15 protein-coding genes are annotated in these 15,292 nt (G+C 62.4%); 6 read left to right on the top strand and 9 right to left on the bottom strand.

The window, feature by feature from the left end; all coding sequences use genetic code 11:
• The first annotated feature begins 90 nt into the window (after positions 1 to 90).
• Positions 91 to 462 (top strand): SH3 domain-containing protein, encoded by a 372-nt coding sequence (locus NKK51_RS00975; protein WP_502902435.1) that lies wholly within the window; start codon positions 91 to 93, stop codon positions 460 to 462.
• A gap of 441 nt (positions 463 to 903) precedes the next feature.
• The gene (locus tag NKK51_RS00970) at positions 904 to 1,329 is read left to right on the top strand and encodes a Ros/MucR family transcriptional regulator (protein WP_013532660.1); all 426 of its coding nucleotides are present in this window, start codon (positions 904 to 906) and stop codon (positions 1,327 to 1,329) included.
• Between the two features lie 141 nt (positions 1,330 to 1,470).
• Here the strand turns inward: NKK51_RS00970 and NKK51_RS00965 are convergent, their stop codons facing one another.
• Positions 1,471 to 1,899 carry a SufE family protein gene (locus NKK51_RS00965; protein ID WP_352550684.1) on the bottom strand — a complete coding sequence of 143 codons (429 nt, stop codon included), beginning with the start codon at positions 1,897 to 1,899 and terminating at the stop codon, positions 1,471 to 1,473.
• 100 nt (positions 1,900 to 1,999) lie between these two features.
• Positions 2,000 to 2,353: a DUF5330 domain-containing protein gene (locus NKK51_RS00960; protein ID WP_023812789.1), complete on the bottom strand. Its 354-nt coding sequence runs from the start codon at positions 2,351 to 2,353 to the stop codon at positions 2,000 to 2,002.
• 536 nt (positions 2,354 to 2,889) lie between these two features.
• Between NKK51_RS00960 and NKK51_RS00955 the strand changes: the two genes are divergently transcribed.
• The 3 genes from NKK51_RS00955 to NKK51_RS00945 all read left to right on the top strand — a co-directional run bounded on the left by NKK51_RS00955 (position 2,890) and on the right by NKK51_RS00945 (position 5,969).
• Positions 2,890 to 4,620 (top strand): sensor histidine kinase, encoded by a 1,731-nt coding sequence (locus NKK51_RS00955; RefSeq protein ID WP_352550683.1) that lies wholly within the window; start codon positions 2,890 to 2,892, stop codon positions 4,618 to 4,620.
• Positions 4,595 to 5,392, top strand: a complete 798-nt coding sequence (locus NKK51_RS00950; protein ID WP_023812791.1) for a peptidoglycan-binding domain-containing protein — start codon at positions 4,595 to 4,597, stop codon at positions 5,390 to 5,392. Before NKK51_RS00955 ends, NKK51_RS00950 begins: the two co-directional genes overlap by 26 nt.
• A 229-nt stretch (positions 5,393 to 5,621) precedes the next feature.
• Positions 5,622 to 5,969 (top strand): DUF1491 family protein, encoded by a 348-nt coding sequence (locus NKK51_RS00945; RefSeq protein ID WP_352550681.1) that lies wholly within the window; start codon positions 5,622 to 5,624, stop codon positions 5,967 to 5,969.
• On the opposite strand, the gene NKK51_RS00940 is transcribed toward NKK51_RS00945, so the two are convergent.
• Complete coding sequence (locus NKK51_RS00940) at positions 5,947 to 6,984, bottom strand: hypothetical protein (protein ID WP_352550679.1); 1,038 nt, start codon at positions 6,982 to 6,984, stop codon at positions 5,947 to 5,949. The two genes, NKK51_RS00945 and NKK51_RS00940, sit on opposite strands and share 23 nt — an antisense overlap.
• Positions 6,985 to 7,172: 188 nt before the next feature.
• Between NKK51_RS00940 and NKK51_RS00935 the strand changes: the two genes are divergently transcribed.
• Positions 7,173 to 7,361, top strand: coding sequence for a hypothetical protein (locus tag NKK51_RS00935; protein WP_128302987.1), 189 nt, complete (start codon positions 7,173 to 7,175; stop codon positions 7,359 to 7,361).
• Here NKK51_RS00935 and NKK51_RS00930 read toward each other — a convergent pair.
• The 6 genes from NKK51_RS00930 to NKK51_RS00905 form a co-directional block, all read right to left on the bottom strand.
• Positions 7,358 to 7,927, bottom strand: coding sequence for a DUF1254 domain-containing protein (locus tag NKK51_RS00930; protein WP_352550677.1), 570 nt, complete (start codon positions 7,925 to 7,927; stop codon positions 7,358 to 7,360). The two genes, NKK51_RS00935 and NKK51_RS00930, sit on opposite strands and share 4 nt — an antisense overlap.
• The gene (locus NKK51_RS00925; protein WP_352550675.1) at positions 7,920 to 8,504 is read right to left on the bottom strand and encodes a DUF1214 domain-containing protein; all 585 of its coding nucleotides are present in this window, start codon (positions 8,502 to 8,504) and stop codon (positions 7,920 to 7,922) included. The genes NKK51_RS00930 and NKK51_RS00925 overlap by 8 nt, the downstream gene beginning before the upstream one ends.
• 119 nt (positions 8,505 to 8,623) lie before the next feature.
• Positions 8,624 to 10,777: a transglycosylase domain-containing protein gene (locus NKK51_RS00920; protein ID WP_023812797.1), complete on the bottom strand. Its 2,154-nt coding sequence runs from the start codon at positions 10,775 to 10,777 to the stop codon at positions 8,624 to 8,626.
• 230 nt (positions 10,778 to 11,007) lie between these two features.
• Positions 11,008 to 12,447: an FAD-binding oxidoreductase gene (locus NKK51_RS00915; protein ID WP_352550673.1), complete on the bottom strand. Its 1,440-nt coding sequence runs from the start codon at positions 12,445 to 12,447 to the stop codon at positions 11,008 to 11,010.
• 237 nt (positions 12,448 to 12,684) lie between these two features.
• The gene (locus tag NKK51_RS00910; RefSeq protein ID WP_027035801.1) at positions 12,685 to 13,617 is read right to left on the bottom strand and encodes a dimethylarginine dimethylaminohydrolase family protein; all 933 of its coding nucleotides are present in this window, start codon (positions 13,615 to 13,617) and stop codon (positions 12,685 to 12,687) included.
• 28 nt (positions 13,618 to 13,645) lie between these two features.
• On the bottom strand, positions 13,646 to 15,241 hold the full coding sequence (locus NKK51_RS00905; protein WP_352550671.1) for a zinc-binding metallopeptidase family protein: 1,596 nt from the start codon (positions 15,239 to 15,241) through the stop codon (positions 13,646 to 13,648).
• Positions 15,242 to 15,292 lie beyond the last annotated feature (51 nt).

Raw genomic sequence — 15,292 nt, 5'->3', positions numbered from 1 at the left:
GAATGAACACGCCGCTCAGGGCAGGTTCAAGAGCCACAGCGTATGGGTTGTGTCGGCTCCAGGAGATGAGCCGGGAGGAGAGATGGAGAGATGATGACTATTTGGTCTCGGACTGCTGCGGCTTTCGCCGTTGCTTCACTAACTCTGGCCTTTGCCGGCCAGTCTCATGCGACCGTATTCGCGGCTTGGCAAGTGGCCAATGTGCCGTTCGGCGATACGCTCAATCTACGCAAATACCCTTCGGGCACATCCCAGAAGCAGGCGGGATATCCGAACGGGACCGTTCTGCAGATGACCGGGCGATGCACCGGCGGAATAAACCTGCTCGACATCGCCAACCAGCCGGCATGGAAGCAGGAACAGAAGATTCGCTATCGCTGGTGCGAAGTCTGGCATGATCCGGCCCAGAACGGCAATTTCATCACCGGCTGGGCCTATGGCAAATACATCACCCCGCATTGATTGACGCGGCAGCAATCAGCCGATTGGTTGGATGACAGGCATGCATGATTGCTTGCATATGACCACGGCAACCTACGGTTTTGTGGATAAATGTGAACAACCAATATTGCTCGGGCGATAGCCAAGCAAGATCAAACATTAAAACCCGTGTCGTGAGTTGCCACGAATGTAACGGCGATCTGACGTTACGTCAGCCGCCGCCGGCGGGAGCGCGAAATATCGATAAATTACACAATGCACGAAAGATTGAAGCTGATCGTGGAATAATTGATCAATATCGTTCAATATAGCGTAAGGGCCGAATTGACTTACTTGGTCTGCGCGCTCATTGATGTGCCCGCGACACGAATCGTAGAAACTCTACCTGCACAAAATTCGTGCGATGCCCTGCTTGTAAAAAAGGGCGCAGATCGATGTAACTCTTGTTGGGGCCCGAAGACCATGGATATTGTCGAAACACCTTCCAGAAACAGCGATGCGCTGATCGAATTGACCGCCGATGTGGTGGCCGCCTATGTCAGCAACAATCCCGTGCCGGTCGGCGAATTGCCGAACCTGATATCCGATGTCCATGCTGCGCTCGGGCGTGTGGGCGGAACCGCCGAACAGCCGCCTGCCGACAAGCAGAAGCCGGCGGTCAACCCGAAGCGGTCGGTTCATGACGACTACATCGTCTGCCTTGAAGACGGCAAGAAGTTCAAGTCGCTGAAGCGTCATTTGATGACCCACTATGACCTGACCCCGGATCAGTATCGCGAAAAGTGGAACCTTGACCCGACCTATCCGATGGTTGCACCCAACTATGCGGCTGCCCGGTCACAGCTTGCCAAGAAGATGGGCCTCGGCCGCAAGCGCAAAGCGCGGTAATCGCTGCCAGAGCAATTCCAGCGCATAGAGCTTTCCCTTGGGAATTGCGTTAAAATAAGCCAGATCGGATCGACATCAACGGCGCCTTCGGGCGCCGTTTGATTTTTGCGCGCCGCGACGCGCGGATCGGGTATGGAGGTGTCAGGCGGTCTGCTTGAGCGCTGCCTCGGCGTCGCGCTTGATGCGCTTGACCATCGAGCGAAGGCCGTTGGCGCGCTGCGGCGACAGATGTTCGTCGAGGCCGAGTTCTTTCAATGTCGCTTCCGCATCGGTCTGCTGGATTTCGCTGGCGGTCCTGCCGGAAAACAGCGCCAGCATGATCGCAACCAGTCCACGCACGATGTGAGCGTCCGAATCGCCGGTGAAGGTGACGATCGGGTCGGTCCCGGCTCCGCGTTCGGTGGTCAGCCAGACCTGGCTCACGCATCCCGGCACCTTGTTGGCGGCGCTGCGCTGCTCGTCGGGAAATGGCGGCAGCGCCTCGCCGAGTTCGATGACATAGCGATAGCGGTCTTCCCATTCCTCGAGGAACGAAAAATCGTCGCGGATCGTCTGGATCGTGGTGGTCATGGCCCGGATATAGTCACGCGGCGGCGCCGCGTCACGGAAAAAACAAGGACACCGCGGGCGTCGAGAGGGCAGACAGCCCGCGGTGCGCCGTCGAAACGGCTTAATTCTGAGGCGGCAGGTTGACGGTCTCGGGCAAGACGATTTCTTCGGGCAGGCTGCCGGTCATCGTGGATGTGTCGGGGCTGGCGGCGGACTTGTCGTCCATTATCGCTGCCGCGATCTTGGCGGTCTCCTTGGCGCGGGCGGTGATGGTGTGCATTGCCGACTTGCCGGTCTCGCAGACATCGGGCTTGCGTTCGCAAATGCCGGCGATATCGCCAACCGCTTCGCGTGCCGCAAACAAGGCCTGGATCGGCCCGACGCTTTCGCGGCCCGATTCATCGGGGCCGACAGTCAGCGGCAGCGCCAGCAGCACCAGCGAAAACCAGAAAGCCATTCTTATGAGGAAGACCATGCCCTTGCCCTCTCGTCGTGACCGGATCATGCATCCATATGGCATGACCTCTTTTGTAGGCAGGATCTTGGCACACAGGCGCAAAGGACGGCTTGCAGGCAAAGAGAGAATTTTCCTCAAATTTTAGGCAAATTCGAGACGAAGCGTTCTGCAATCGTTTTGTCTCAATTGCCAGTGATTTTCCTTAACAACAAATAACCATATATCCCCATGATTTTCCTGTATTTTTCTTGGAATGTGGAAGTCCGAGTGCCGTGTGCGTCTTTCCGATAGGTGCCGTCGCCGGATAACTCTCCGTTTACTATGGCTGCATTTGCCCGTGCTTTCGGCGGCCGGCATCCCGATATTTGCCGCAGGCCAGGGCCTTGGTCGGCCCTGCCTTATCCATTCCTTAAACGCTGGATGCGAGTTTCAAAGCCAACCAGAACCATCTGCAAAGCAGAGTTGTCCACGACAAGTGCGAGTGCGTTGAGTTGAGTTCAATCAAGGCCAGATACGTTGAATTGCCTGGCGCGATTTCTGCCGGTTGCGAACGTATGGTCCATCCGTCCATCCTTGGGCGGAGCGACCGCGAGCGCCAGCGCCGTTTCATCGGCGTCATGCTCGCCGCTCCTTTCTTTGCCGCCGGCGCCGCGGTCACGCTGGTCACTTCAGGCATGGGCGTTGCCGTCACCATGGCCGCCATCTTCGCCGCCTTTGGCCTGTGCTGGTTCGTCGCCTTGCTGGTGGCGGCGAACGGCAAGATGGCGATGGCGAGTCGGGTCGCCCTGGTGCTGGCCGGCATTTCGCTCGGCAGTCTCATTGCCGCCGCGGGCGGGTTGGGTTCGCCTGTCGCCATGCTTGTCTTGGCGCTGCCTTTCGAAGCCTGGTGGATCGGCGGCTCGCGACGTGCAGCACTGTGGGGAGCCGTGTCGGCCGCTGTCGCCATCCTGGCTCAGCCTTTGGCTGGAACCGTATTTCCTTTCGCAGGAGCGCAGATCGCGGCGTGGCACTGGCTGGTGCCGTTGGTGTGGGCGCTGACACTGATGCCGCGTGCATCGGCGTTTCAAAACACCGCCGACGCGGCTGTGGTCGACACTGCCGACCGGCTCGAAGACATCATCGATGCGGTGGTCTTGCGCGTTGCCCGTCATGGCGAGGTACTGGACGCGTCGCCAAAGGCCCGCACGCTTTTGAAACTGCCGCCCGAACTGCTGTCCGGAAACGGCCTCTTCGATCGCGTCCATCTGTCGGATCGCGTTTCCTATCTCAGCGCGATGGCCGACATGCGCGACGGTGCGCTGTCGCGCCGGCTCGAATTGCGCATCCGGCTGCCTCAGAACGGCAATAGCCTGACGGCCGACAATTACCGGCCGTTCTCGCTTGATCTGGTGCGTGGTGAGGAACAGGGTGGCGTCTTTACGCTCGTCCTGCGCGAGAATGACGAGATCAGCCGGTTGCGCGAGGATCTCGCGGCGGCCAATGAGGCGGCCGCATCCGCCGAGGTGGCGAAGGGGCGCTTCCTGGCGGTGGTCAGCCACGAACTGCGCACGCCGTTGAATGCCATCATCGGCTTCTCGGATATGCTGCTGCACGAGATGTTCGGCGCCTTCAAGGATCCGCGCCAGAAGGAATATGTCGGCTTGGTACGGGATTCGGGCCAGCATCTGCTCGCCGTCGTAACCTCGATACTCGACGTGTCCAGGATTGAATCGGGCGTTTACGCGACCGAACCCGAGCCGTTCCGGTTCGCGGAAGCGGTCGACATGTGCCAGTCGATGATGCAACTGCAGGCGCAGGCCAAGAACATCGATCTGCGGGCGCAGATCGCGCCGGACGCCGGCGACATCAATGCCGATCAGCGCGCCGTGCAGCAGATGCTCATCAACCTGGTCTCCAACGCGATCAAGTTCACCCCCGACGGCGGCGACGTCGTCGTCGGTGCCAAGCGGATCGGTTCGCGCCTGCATTTCTGGGTCAGGGACACCGGCATCGGCATCGCCGAGGAGGATTTCGCCAATCTCGGCAAGCCCTTCATGCAGATCCAGAACGACTATACCCGCTGTTTCGAGGGGACTGGTCTTGGCCTTTCACTTGTCAAGGGTCTGGTGGCGCTCCACGAAGGCACGATGTCCATCGAAAGCATGCCGGGCGAGGGCACCACGGTGACCATCAGCCTGCCGGTGAACGGACCGAAGGGACATCAGGCGGAGAAGGCCGGCGTGCTGACCATGCCTGTAGCGATGGCGAAAGGGGACAGAAATGGCTCGCTCCGCAAAACAGGCTAAGGCGGTCAAGCGCCGCAGCAACGCCTTTCAGGACGGCGCTGTCGCCGTCGGCGGCATGATCTCGCGCAACCCTGTCCTGGTGGGCGGCTCGACGGCATTCCTGGTGACGCTGTTCTACGTCTCCGCAAATGCCTTGTGGTACCAGCCTTTCCCGCATGCCGGCGCATTCTTCGCGACCCGCAGCATTGCGGGTTTTCCGCACGCGGCGCCCGACGAGCCGGAAACGACGTTCAACATCGTGCGGCCATCCGGCGCGCCGGCACCGATCAAGGGCGATCCGGTTGTCGAGCAGGTGCAAGGCATATTGAAGGATCTCGATTTCTATTCGGGAACGGTCGACGGCATTTCCGGACCCAACACCCGCAAGGCTATCCAGGACTATCAGCAGAAGGTTGGGCTCAACACGTCCGGCGAGATCGACGCGCTTCTGCTCGATCAACTGGGCGCGACGCCGAAAACCGCTTCCGTGGTACCCAGGCCGCAGCCGCGTCCGGATACGCCGGCCGCCGTTCCGGTGTCTTTGCAGACAGGTTCGGGACAGACAAATTCCGGACAGGCGAATGCCGCGACGCAAGCGCCCGATGCCCGCATCGTCAAGATCCAGGCCGGGCTCAAGGCGTTCGGCAATGACGACATGCAGCTGGATGGTGTCGTCGGCGCGCGCACCAAGGCAGCGATCAAGGAATTCCAGTCGCTGTTCGGGCTGCCGCAGACCGGCGAGCCCGATGAGATCGTCTACGTCAAGATGCGCGAGATCGGCCTGACCAACTGACGGCTGAAACGACGGCTCGCCCAGCGGCGGAAATATCGACAAAGCAATTCCAGGAAAAGTGTGAAACGGTTTTCCGTCCGGAATCGCGTCAAACAAGGGCTAAAGTAGTTTGCCGTTTCCTTGAAACGGCAAACTACTTTAGAGAACCCGCCTGCCTTGTTCTCATGCATGCCGTTGTTCCAAAACCGGAACCCACCTTTTGGGCGACATGCATTCGCGGAGTTTTCTCATGCGTGTCACATCGGATCTGTGGGTCTCGGCCCTGTTGCGCCGGGTTTTCAGCGCCGGTGGATTTGCCGCCGTGGTCAAGCGCGGCGCGACCGAGGCCGGCGCTGTGTTCGTGCTGGCGCGGGGCAGGCTGGGTGAGGTTGCCCTGTTCGGGCCGGCGCCGCAGACAAGCTATGATTCGGCCAAGCCCGACGACCGGTTTTTCACTCTGCTCGGAGCCGGCGAGGATGCCGCGGTGCTCGACGCCAAGCTGGAAAGGGAGAAAAAGTTCGATCCCGATATCTGGGTGGTCGAGATCGAGGCCGGCACCGTGCCCGTCGAGGAGCTTATTTCCGTGAAGACGCCCTGAGGCCGGAGGTATCAGCCGCATCGTCGCTGTTCGAAGCGGTGCCTGTATCGCTGTTGGCAGGTGCTGCGCCGCGAACCGCCCTTGAAAGGGTTTCCGCCCGCCACGACCGCATCTTGTCCTGGGCCGCTTCGCGATGCAGCAGCCGGTAACGGTCGAGGAAAGTCCGGATAGCCTGCGGATGCGGGAACTGGCTGGGATAGACGGCAACCGTGATCAGGAAGGCCCTGTCTTCGCTGAGGTCGAGCGAGCGTAAGGCGGCAAGCAGCGAGGCATAATTCTGGTTGGCGGTGAGCGATCGCGCGATCTCGAAATCGATATCGAGTGCATCGGCGAGCGCGGTTTGGAAGAACGCGGCGTTTCCCGTCAGAGCTGTCTCGCGCAATTTCACATAGGTGTCGGCGCCCTTGAAAGGATCGGCGTTCGTCGCTGCCGCCTCGTCGCCGGTGCGCATCATCGAGCGCAGCCTGCGCCGTGCATTCTCGGCCGCGATGCCGAGTGCCTGTTCTCGGGCGGGCTCGCCGGAGGCGCTTTCCGCGCTCGCTGGCGCGATCTTGTCTGCTGCAGCGGCGTTCGCATCCGGGTCCGGCGCACGCACCAGGGTTGGCCTCTCGAGGGCCCTGATCAGATCAGCAATGGTCGGGTTCAAGCTCTTGCGGCGCGCGATGGCACGCGCATGCGGCAGGCCATGTCGCCCGATCAGGGCGATGAGATCGATGTCGCTGACGGCGCGTGAGCGGATGAGCAGCGGCGCGGCAATGTCGACCGGTTCCTCGCAAAGGCGGCGCACCAGGGCGGCGGGGGCGTATTCGCATTCGGAAAGGGCGGCTGCCACGTAACGGCGAGATTCGACGGACACGTCATTGAACAGCGGCAGTGTCAGGTCTTCGAGTTGACCGATTTCGCGACGTGAAGGGCGGGTGAGCGAGCAGAACGCCGACACCGCGGCGCGGAACAGCCTTTCGGCCTTTCCCGAGTTTTTTCGCACCGCAATTTGCCTGAAGTCCGAAGATGACACGAAGGATACGCCCGTACTCGACACAAGCTTGGCCGCGCTCGACCGGGACTGTGCCGGTTTCGCGAGCGCCAAGAACAAAGATCAAGTTAGCGGCGATCCGTTAGCGTTCCGTTAACCCTCTGCCGGCCTTAATGACATTTGGAGGCGTTGCGTTGTGCTCCGGGGAAACCGAGAGGAATGCGCGAACCATGGGCATGGTACTGTCTTTCGTGCCGCGTACGGCACCAAACACCAGAGTAAAGCAAACCGTCGAAATGCCGGCGGCGGTGATCATCTTTCCCGGCATCCGCTACGAGCGGCCGTGTGCCGGCGAAGTGCGGCCGGTCGATCCCGACAAGCCGGGCTCGCCAGGGACGAAGCCGGTCCCGCATCACTAGAAGTCCTGCAACTCGCAGGAACTCTGTTCGAAGGAGTGCGACACGATCGGCTTCCAGCTGCTGTCGGGCACGAAGGCGCGGATGACGAAGATGCCTTCCTCGATCGGCGCTTCGACGAAGATCGCCCCCTGAAGATCCTCGGGAAGGTCCTTGCGCACGTCGATCATTTGCGCCGGCGTCAGCACGACGGCATCCAGAACGCCGCCGGTCGCTGTGTGGTCGTTGAAGGAATAGATGTTGTGGCCGCTGCGGTCATAGACCGAGACCGACCAGAACGGGACATGTCCAGGTGCCTTGACGCGGACCATGCCTTCGCCCAGATCGAACCGGCAGGCCGTCGCGTAAAACAGCGGGTCGACGGATTTCACCACGGGCGCGCCACCGGCCTCGGCATCGAGCCGCGTCATCTTGTATAGGTCCGACGCCATGGACAGCCGCGACCAGGCATCGCGTTCGGAAAACTCGGGCACCAGCAGCAGCACGGCGATGTGCACGATGCCGGCGCCGAGCAGGCCGAGCAGGACGGCATGCAGAAGTCCGCGCATCGCAGCGTAAAAACTACGCATTGCAGCCGACCTTGACGATTTGCGGCAGCGAGACGTCCGACAGGCCGGTGCTGCTGGCGATCGGCGTGTCGTAGAAGGTCAGCACGAAATACATCCTGCCGGAGCCGTCTGTCAGCAGCCAGTTGCCCGGCATCGGGTGATGGCCGGCGGAAATGATCACCGAATTGTCGGGCTGGCGCACCACCCCATAGGATTGCAGCGCCGCCAGCCGGGGTTTGCCGGTTTCGACCACGCCGAGCGACTGGTCGGCGGCATAAAGCGTCCAGAACCGTGCCGTCGGAAAACCACCCTCGATTGTGTAGGTGCATTCGCGCTTGAGCTCGGCGCCGCCCGTGTCGCGCTCGGCGACGAAGGACAGCCCTTCGGCGCGGCCGAGCGCAAGTACGCCCTCGCGCGCCACACGGGCCTTGGAATAGGGATCGGCGGCCGGCGTGCCGATATCGGGAAAGGCCGTCCATTGGCCGATCCGGATGGCGCCGACACCATCCTGGACTTTCAGCGCATACCAGACGCTGCTGCCACCGCCGACGATGGCTATGGCAAGCGAAAGCAGCGTCAGGAAGGCAGTTTTGAGCATGAGGGGCCGGGAACACGAAGAGTTGCCGCTCGGGGATATCGCGGCGCGGGGCCTTGTGGCAAGCGGGCCGATGGATTTGCCGCCCCGGACCAGTCGAAAGACCTGCCCAGTCGGAAAGATCACAGCGCCGACAGCGTCTCCGGCGGTTGAGGCGTACTGAGGACGGGGGCCGACTGGAACAGCGTGGTCATGTCCCGCAGCGTCTGGGTCGTGCGGCTGGACAGCACCGGCGGCCGCTCGGCCGCCGCATTGGCCGCCGCCTGTTCGTCGCTCTTCTTCAGCGCTTCCTCGGCCTTGGCCGCGATCTCCTCGTCGACGAAAGGTTTGTCGATGCCGGGGATCGGCTTGAGGTCGATATTCTGGTGCGCGTAGACCATCAGTCGCTGCCACACCATCGCCGGCAGCGAGCCGCCGGTCATGTTCTTGGTCGGCGTGAAGTCGTCATTGCCCATCCACACCGCCGCCGTGTAGTTGCCGGTGAAGCCGACAAACCAGGCGTCGCGGTAGGATTGCGTCGTGCCCGTCTTGCCGGCGACGACGATGTTGGGAAGTTGAGCCCGCCGCGCGGTGCCCATCACCGGCACTGCCGCCAGCATGGTGTTCATCGATTTCAGTGCCTGCTCCGACAGCACCCGGTGCGGCGGCGGCGCATCCTTGGCGAAATCATAGACCACCTCGCCGGTGCGGGTGACGAGCTGGCTGACGCCGTGCCGGGAGCCGACGAAGCCATTGTCGGCGAACACGCTGTAGCCCGTCGCCTGGTCCATCACGGTCATGCCCGAGGTGCCGAGAACCATCGTCTTGTGTGCTTCGATCGGCGATTCCACACCCATCGCCTCGGCCATGGCCTTGATCGGGCCGATGCCGAGATGATCCTTGGCCAGCCGCACCGGCACGGTGTTGATCGATTTGGCCATTGCCATGATCAAGGTGACGTTGCCCGCCGACCCGCCGTTGTAATTGTGCGGTGACCAGCTGCCCCAACTGATCGGGCCGCCGGAAATAATGGAGTTGGGAGTGAAGCCGTGTTCCATCGCCGTTGCGTAGACATAGGGCTTGAATGACGAGCCGGTCTGGCGCAGCGCCTTGGTGGCGCGGTTGAACTGGCTGGCGCCGTAGTCGCGGCCGCCGACGATGGCGCGCACGGCGCCGTTGGTCTCGATGACCACGACCGCGCCCTCGGTGACGTTGTACTCCTTGCCGAACTGGCGCAGGTGGAATTCCACCGATTCTTCCGCCGCCTTCTGGATGTTGGCGTCGAAGGTCGTGTGGGCGACGAGCGAGTGCTGGCCGGGCTTGGCGATCTTCTTGACCTCGTCGAATGCCCAGTCGAGGTAATAATCTGGGCTCTTCTGTTCGCCTCGATCGACGACGTCGGCCGGATGCAACCTTGCCTGCAAAACCTGGCCCTCGGTCATGAAGCCGGCATCGACAAGGTTGGACAACACCACATTGGCGCGCGCACGCGCCGCCGGCAGGTTGATGTGGGGGGCGTATTTGGTCGGCGCCTTGAACAGACCGGCCAGCATCGCCGCTTCGGCGAGGTTCAGGTCCTTGACGCTCTTGCCGAAATAGAAGTCGGCGGCCGCCTCGATGCCGAACGTGCCGCCGCCCATATAGGCGCGGTCGAGATAGAGCTGCAGGATCTCCTTCTTCGACAGATTGGCCTCGAGCCACAGCGACAGGAAGGCTTCCTTGATCTTGCGCTCCAGCGTGCGCTCATTGGTGAGGAACAGGTTCTTGGCCAGCTGCTGGGTGATGCTCGAGCCGCCCTGGACGACGGAGTTCGCCCGCACATTCTCGAAGATGGCGCGCGAAAGGCCGAGCACATCGATGCCGTAGTGATCGAAGAAGCGACGGTCCTCGGTGGCAAGCACCGCCTTGATGACGTGATCGGGCATCTCGTCGACCGGCACGGAATCGCGCTGGATGATGCCGCGCTGGCCGATCTCGTTGCCATAGCGGTCGAGGAAGGTGACGGCGAAGTCACCCTGGGCGCGCCAGTCGCCGGCCGTGTCCTGGAAAGCCGGAATGGCCAGCGCCAGCATCACCACGATGCCGACGGCGCCGAGCGTGAAACCTTCGCTCAGCAGTTCGATGATGCCACGGCGCCAGCCGTTGACGCGGAAGCGCCGCGAGAAGATCGTCGCCGATTCCCAGAACTGGCGCGCCTTGAAGCCGATCTCGTAGAGCGACGAATCGATCCACGCATCGAGCGCCAGTAGCCGGGCGGCGATCGGACCTCTTCTTTTGCGCGGTTCGGGACTGGCCATTCGGAATCCGGCTAGCAATTGCACGACCTGAGAACCGCAAACCGGCAATTTCAGGGCGATGCATTCCGGGAGACTATTCCTCCATTTTTCCAGCACTCACAAGGGCGGCGAAGACACAGTATTGGGTTTGTTGCTGACGGGCCGGCCCGAGAATACAGCCCGGCGCCTACAGCATGTGCCCGCGCCTCCAGCGGAGGCGTGAGCTTTTTATCACTGCAGCACGGCGCGCCTCATGCGGCTCGCAAGCTTTCTTTCGTACGCAAATTCTGGTTCATGCGGAACAGGTTCAGCGGGTCGTAGCGCTGCTTGATTTCCACAAGCCGTCGATGGTTGCCACCATAGACCGCTTCGACCCGGTCGACCTCGTCCTCCGGCATGAAGTTCACGTAGGCGGTGCCGGCGGCATAAGGTTTGGCCGCCTCGTAGATTGAACGAGCCCAGTCGGTGCAAGCCTTGTCCATCGTGGGTTCGCGCCAGCGGGCGTGAACGTTCATGACGAAATGCGAACTGCGCTGTGGGAACGCCGTTGCATCCGCCTTGACGCGACCTGCCGCGCCGCCGACATGGCCGATAAATATCTCGCATTCGGGTCCCGGCAGCTTGGCTATTGCCCCCCTGACGACCGCAGCCGCCTCCTCGGAAAACTCGGTGAAGTCATGGCTCTTCCAGTAGTTGCGGGCGCCGGGCGTGAGCAGTGGGTCGAATGCCTGCTGCCAGCCGGTGAACGGGCTGGGGCCCACGACATCGGCAATCGGCGTGCCGATGGCTCGAAGCTTTTGCGTCGCCTTTTCACCTGCCTCGATGTCGCCGCAATAGCACATGGCCAGCACCAGAACCTCCTTGCCATGCCATTCCGCGGGCAGGAAGGGCAGCGGCGGCGCCTGCCGCATGACTACCCAGCAGGTCAACTCGTCAGGAGCGGTTTCGAGCGCCTTGCTATACTCCCGCAGCACCTTTTCGGCATCGGCGAAGGGATGGACGACAAGCCCTGCCAGCACTTGCGGTCCAAACTCATGGAGATGGAACTCGAATGCCGTGACGACGCCGAAATTGCCGCCGCCGCCGCGCAGCGCCCAGAACAAATCGGGATTTTCAGTCTGGCTGGCCCGGAGCAGTTTGCCATCGGCGGTGACCACATCGACGGAGGCAAGATTGTCGATGGTCAGGCCGAATTTGCGGGTGATCCAGCCGAAGCCGCCACCCAGCGTCAGGCCGGATATGCCGGTGGTCGAGTTGATGCCGGTCGGTACCACCAGCCCGAAGGCCTGCGTTTCCTTGTCGACATCGGCAAGCGTCGCGCCAGGCCCGACCCATGCCCGCCGCGCAGCGACATCGACCCGCACCGATTTCATCAATGACAGATCAATCATCAGGCCACCATCGCAGACCGCACTTCCGGCAATGTTGTGGCCGCCGCCGCGCACCGAGACGAGAAGCCTGTTCTCCCTGGCGAAATTCACGGCACTGATGACATCGGAAGCTCCGACGCAGCACACGATCAGCCCGGGCCGTCGGTCGACCGTGGCATTCCAGACGGTCCGTGCTTCGTCATACGCGGCATCGCCTTCGCTCAGCATTTTGCCGCGCAATTGTGCCGAAAACGCTTCCAGGGCTGCGGCGTCGACTGTCGTTTTGCCGCGTTCAAGCGTGGTGAGGCTCATGGTGTTCATGCTTTCCTCCCGATTTGCAGATGAGCTGTCCTCTCCCAAAAGACGTTTTTACTGTGTGCTTATATTAGCTATCGCGCAAGTTTCGCATCGGGCAGCGTTGCGACTCGCAAGCGGGGCACACGGTGCCGCCAGCCGGCGATCTCAGCCGTTTTGCGCGCGCGACCTTGCACCCTCGGCCGCCCGGATGCCGATCATGCTGACGAATGTGAGCGAAGCAGCGTAGCGCTATCCCACTCCTCAGGCCGGTTCGCGCTTCAGCGCCTGCGCCATGCAGTGGATGCCGCCGCCGGTCTTCGAGATCTCGCTCATGTCGACGGCCGCGACCTCGAAGCCGCGCGCCTTGAGCTGACCGATCAGCGCCTGGCTGGAGGTCGGCGCGATCACCCGGTCCTTGCCCAGCGACATGAAGTTGCAGCCGAGGGCCATCGTATCCTGGAACGGCACGTCGATGATCTCGTGGCCCTTGCCCTTCAACCAGTCGACAATGCCGGGTTCGGTGCAGGCGAGGCAGACGGCGGTCAGCTTTTCGGCGATCGGCACCACCATCAGGTCGATATGGACGTAGTATTCGTCGATGAAGGCGATGCGGGTTTCCCAGCCCTCCTTGTCGAACCAGGCTTGTACTTGGCGCGCGCCTTCCTCCTGCGTGCGGGCGCCGCCGCAGCCGATCAGCACGACGCCATCCTCGATGACGTTGAAGTCGCCGCCCTCGAACGTACCAGCCGTGACCATGTCGTAGATCGGGATGCCGAGCTTTTCGTAGGTGCGGATTGCGGCATAATTCTCGCCGCGCCGCCACCAGTTGGCCATGGCGGTGATGAAGGCGCCGTAGGGCGTCATGACGCTGGAATCGCGGGAATAGACCTGCATCGGCAGCTCAGGCGTCGGCTCGTGCCAGTGGATGTTGACGCCGAAATGCTCGTAGGCGGCGACCAGGTCCTTGTGCTGCGCCTGGGCGATCTGGACGTTGCAGGGTGCCTCGCGCAGATGCTTTCGCGACAGCGAGCTGGTCGACAGATGGCGCAGGAAATTGGGCGAACCGAGCAGGACGTCGGTCAGCACGTCGGTCTCGTTGGCGAAGCCCCAGGCGGTCAGCGGCTTGGTGCCGCCGGCGGGGTTGCGGCGCTGCAGCGAAAACGGCTCGGCGACAATGCGGTCATGAACGGTCATGGGGTGCTCCTTATGATCAGATCAGCGGTCATTTGGCTTGGGGAATGCTCGGTATCCACCAGTCCCGTCCGCGCGGGGTGGTGACATATTCCGGCCAACGGAAATGGATCGGCGGTTCGTAATCGCAGAGCGGCGCGATCCAGTTCGAGCCGCCGATTCCGCCACCGGTGCGGGCGACGAATTCATTCATCGCCGCATCGCGGGCGGTCTGGTCTTCCAGCAGGCGAAGGGCGGCGAGCGCAATCGTGCGGGAGGCGCAAGCCACCATCGGGTCGATGGTGGCGGGAATACCGCCCAATGCACTCATTGCCCATGACGGATAGGGATAGCCGGTTTCCGAACGCAGCGCCGGGCGGGCGACATAGAAGCGCGCCGTCGGCGTATGCCAGCTCATGTCGGTGTAATCGTCGGAGGTCGAGTTGACCTGCGAAGGCGGCAGGTCGCGGCGCAGGATCGCTTCCGCTGCCTGCGGCTCGATCAGGCGCTCCAGCTCTTCGATGAACGGCTCGTCGCTCGCCATGCGCCCGGCATTGACCTGTATTTCGCGCGCGACTGCCTTGGCGTCCTCGTCCCAGCGCGGCGGCCCCACGGTCGACAGTGCTTCATAGGCGATCTCGGCCATTGCATGATTGGCAAGTCCCGGTCGTGACTTCGACACCCAATGCCGCTCGATGCGGCAACCACTCATCGCTGCCGCCGCCTCGGCATTGCGGTCGAGCACCGCGGTGACCTGCTCGGCCATGGCAAGCGTCGGCACGCGGATCATGTACTGGATCTCGGCCAGCCCCGCCGGCAAATTGTCGGCGGTCGCTTGCCCCGCCGTCAGGATCGCCTCGCTGATCGACCAGCCGCCCTGGTGAGGCAGCATGGAATCGCGCAGAGCCTTGGAGGCCATGTACATCATCATCAATGCGTCGTTGGCGCCGGGCGCGCGCGCCGCCGAATGTGCTTGCGGAATGGGTGCGGCACCCGCAGCCAGGGCCCAGCGCTCCGGTTGGTCGCAGATGAAGCGGTAGATCATCGCGTAGGCCGCGCCGCAATGCGTGTCCCAGCGCGCCGTGTTGCAGAGCGGCAGCATGTAGAACGGATGAAAGGAGATCATGCCGGCAAGGCCGTCATAATAGCCCTTGGCGGCATGGATCGGCTTTGACCCACGCACCTTTTCCGCCGGCTCGCCGGTGAAGCGCAGCGTGCCTGATATGCCGTGGCGCTGCATCGCTGCCTTGGTCGCCAGCAGCCCGCCGAGGCTCGAAATCCCGAGGCCGGAATGCGGGTCGGTATGGCCGCCGGCCTGGTTGCCAAGTCCCCGGCGCGGACGCTCGACCGTAGCGGCATCCTGGCAATTGCCCGGCACCGCGTCGTATTCGGCGTACATGCCGATGGTCGGGCCGGGGCCGTTGGTCCAATGCGCGCAGAAGGCGGTCGGCATGCCGCCCGAACCTTCTTCGACGGAAAAACCTTCGAGTTTCAGTCGCTCGACATACCAGGCGGCTGATTGATACTCCCGCCACGCGGTCTCGCCGTAATCGAAGATGGTGCGTGTCCACGCGGACAACAACGGCTGGATGCCGTCGAGACAGGCAAGGGCGGTTGCTTGCGCCGAGGTGGCCACCGGTTTCTCCATGGCATGAGAAGAAAGCAGTGAAGCGGTTCGCTAAAAAGTGATATGTTTTCC

Source organism: Mesorhizobium sp. M0011 (assembly GCF_040324155.1).
Lineage (GTDB): Bacteria > Pseudomonadota > Alphaproteobacteria > Rhizobiales > Rhizobiaceae > Mesorhizobium.
The sequence above is the reverse complement of the archived record's forward strand: the minus strand, read 5'-3'. Positions and strand labels throughout refer to the sequence as shown.

What these genes read in the sequence shown, in the direction of transcription:
- NKK51_RS00975 (WP_502902435.1), top strand. Translation starts at nt 91, where the DNA reads ATGATGACTATTTGGTCTCGGACTGCTGCGGCTTTCGCCGTTGCTTCA.
- NKK51_RS00970 (WP_013532660.1), top strand. Translation starts at nt 904, where the DNA reads ATGGATATTGTCGAAACACCTTCCAGAAACAGCGATGCGCTGATCGAA.
- NKK51_RS00965 (WP_352550684.1), bottom strand. Translation starts at nt 1,899, where the DNA reads ATGACCACCACGATCCAGACGATCCGCGACGATTTTTCGTTCCTCGAG.
- NKK51_RS00960 (WP_023812789.1), bottom strand. Translation starts at nt 2,353, where the DNA reads ATGGTCTTCCTCATAAGAATGGCTTTCTGGTTTTCGCTGGTGCTGCTG.
- NKK51_RS00955 (WP_352550683.1), top strand. Translation starts at nt 2,890, where the DNA reads ATGGTCCATCCGTCCATCCTTGGGCGGAGCGACCGCGAGCGCCAGCGC.
- NKK51_RS00950 (WP_023812791.1), top strand. Translation starts at nt 4,595, where the DNA reads ATGGCTCGCTCCGCAAAACAGGCTAAGGCGGTCAAGCGCCGCAGCAAC.
- NKK51_RS00945 (WP_352550681.1), top strand. Translation starts at nt 5,622, where the DNA reads ATGCGTGTCACATCGGATCTGTGGGTCTCGGCCCTGTTGCGCCGGGTT.
- NKK51_RS00935 (WP_128302987.1), top strand. Translation starts at nt 7,173, where the DNA reads ATGGGCATGGTACTGTCTTTCGTGCCGCGTACGGCACCAAACACCAGA.
- NKK51_RS00930 (WP_352550677.1), bottom strand. Translation starts at nt 7,927, where the DNA reads ATGCGTAGTTTTTACGCTGCGATGCGCGGACTTCTGCATGCCGTCCTG.
- NKK51_RS00925 (WP_352550675.1), bottom strand. Translation starts at nt 8,504, where the DNA reads ATGCTCAAAACTGCCTTCCTGACGCTGCTTTCGCTTGCCATAGCCATC.
- NKK51_RS00920 (WP_023812797.1), bottom strand. Translation starts at nt 10,777, where the DNA reads ATGGCCAGTCCCGAACCGCGCAAAAGAAGAGGTCCGATCGCCGCCCGG.
- NKK51_RS00915 (WP_352550673.1), bottom strand. Translation starts at nt 12,447, where the DNA reads ATGAACACCATGAGCCTCACCACGCTTGAACGCGGCAAAACGACAGTC.
- NKK51_RS00910 (WP_027035801.1), bottom strand. Translation starts at nt 13,617, where the DNA reads ATGACCGTTCATGACCGCATTGTCGCCGAGCCGTTTTCGCTGCAGCGC.
- NKK51_RS00905 (WP_352550671.1), bottom strand. Translation starts at nt 15,241, where the DNA reads ATGGAGAAACCGGTGGCCACCTCGGCGCAAGCAACCGCCCTTGCCTGT.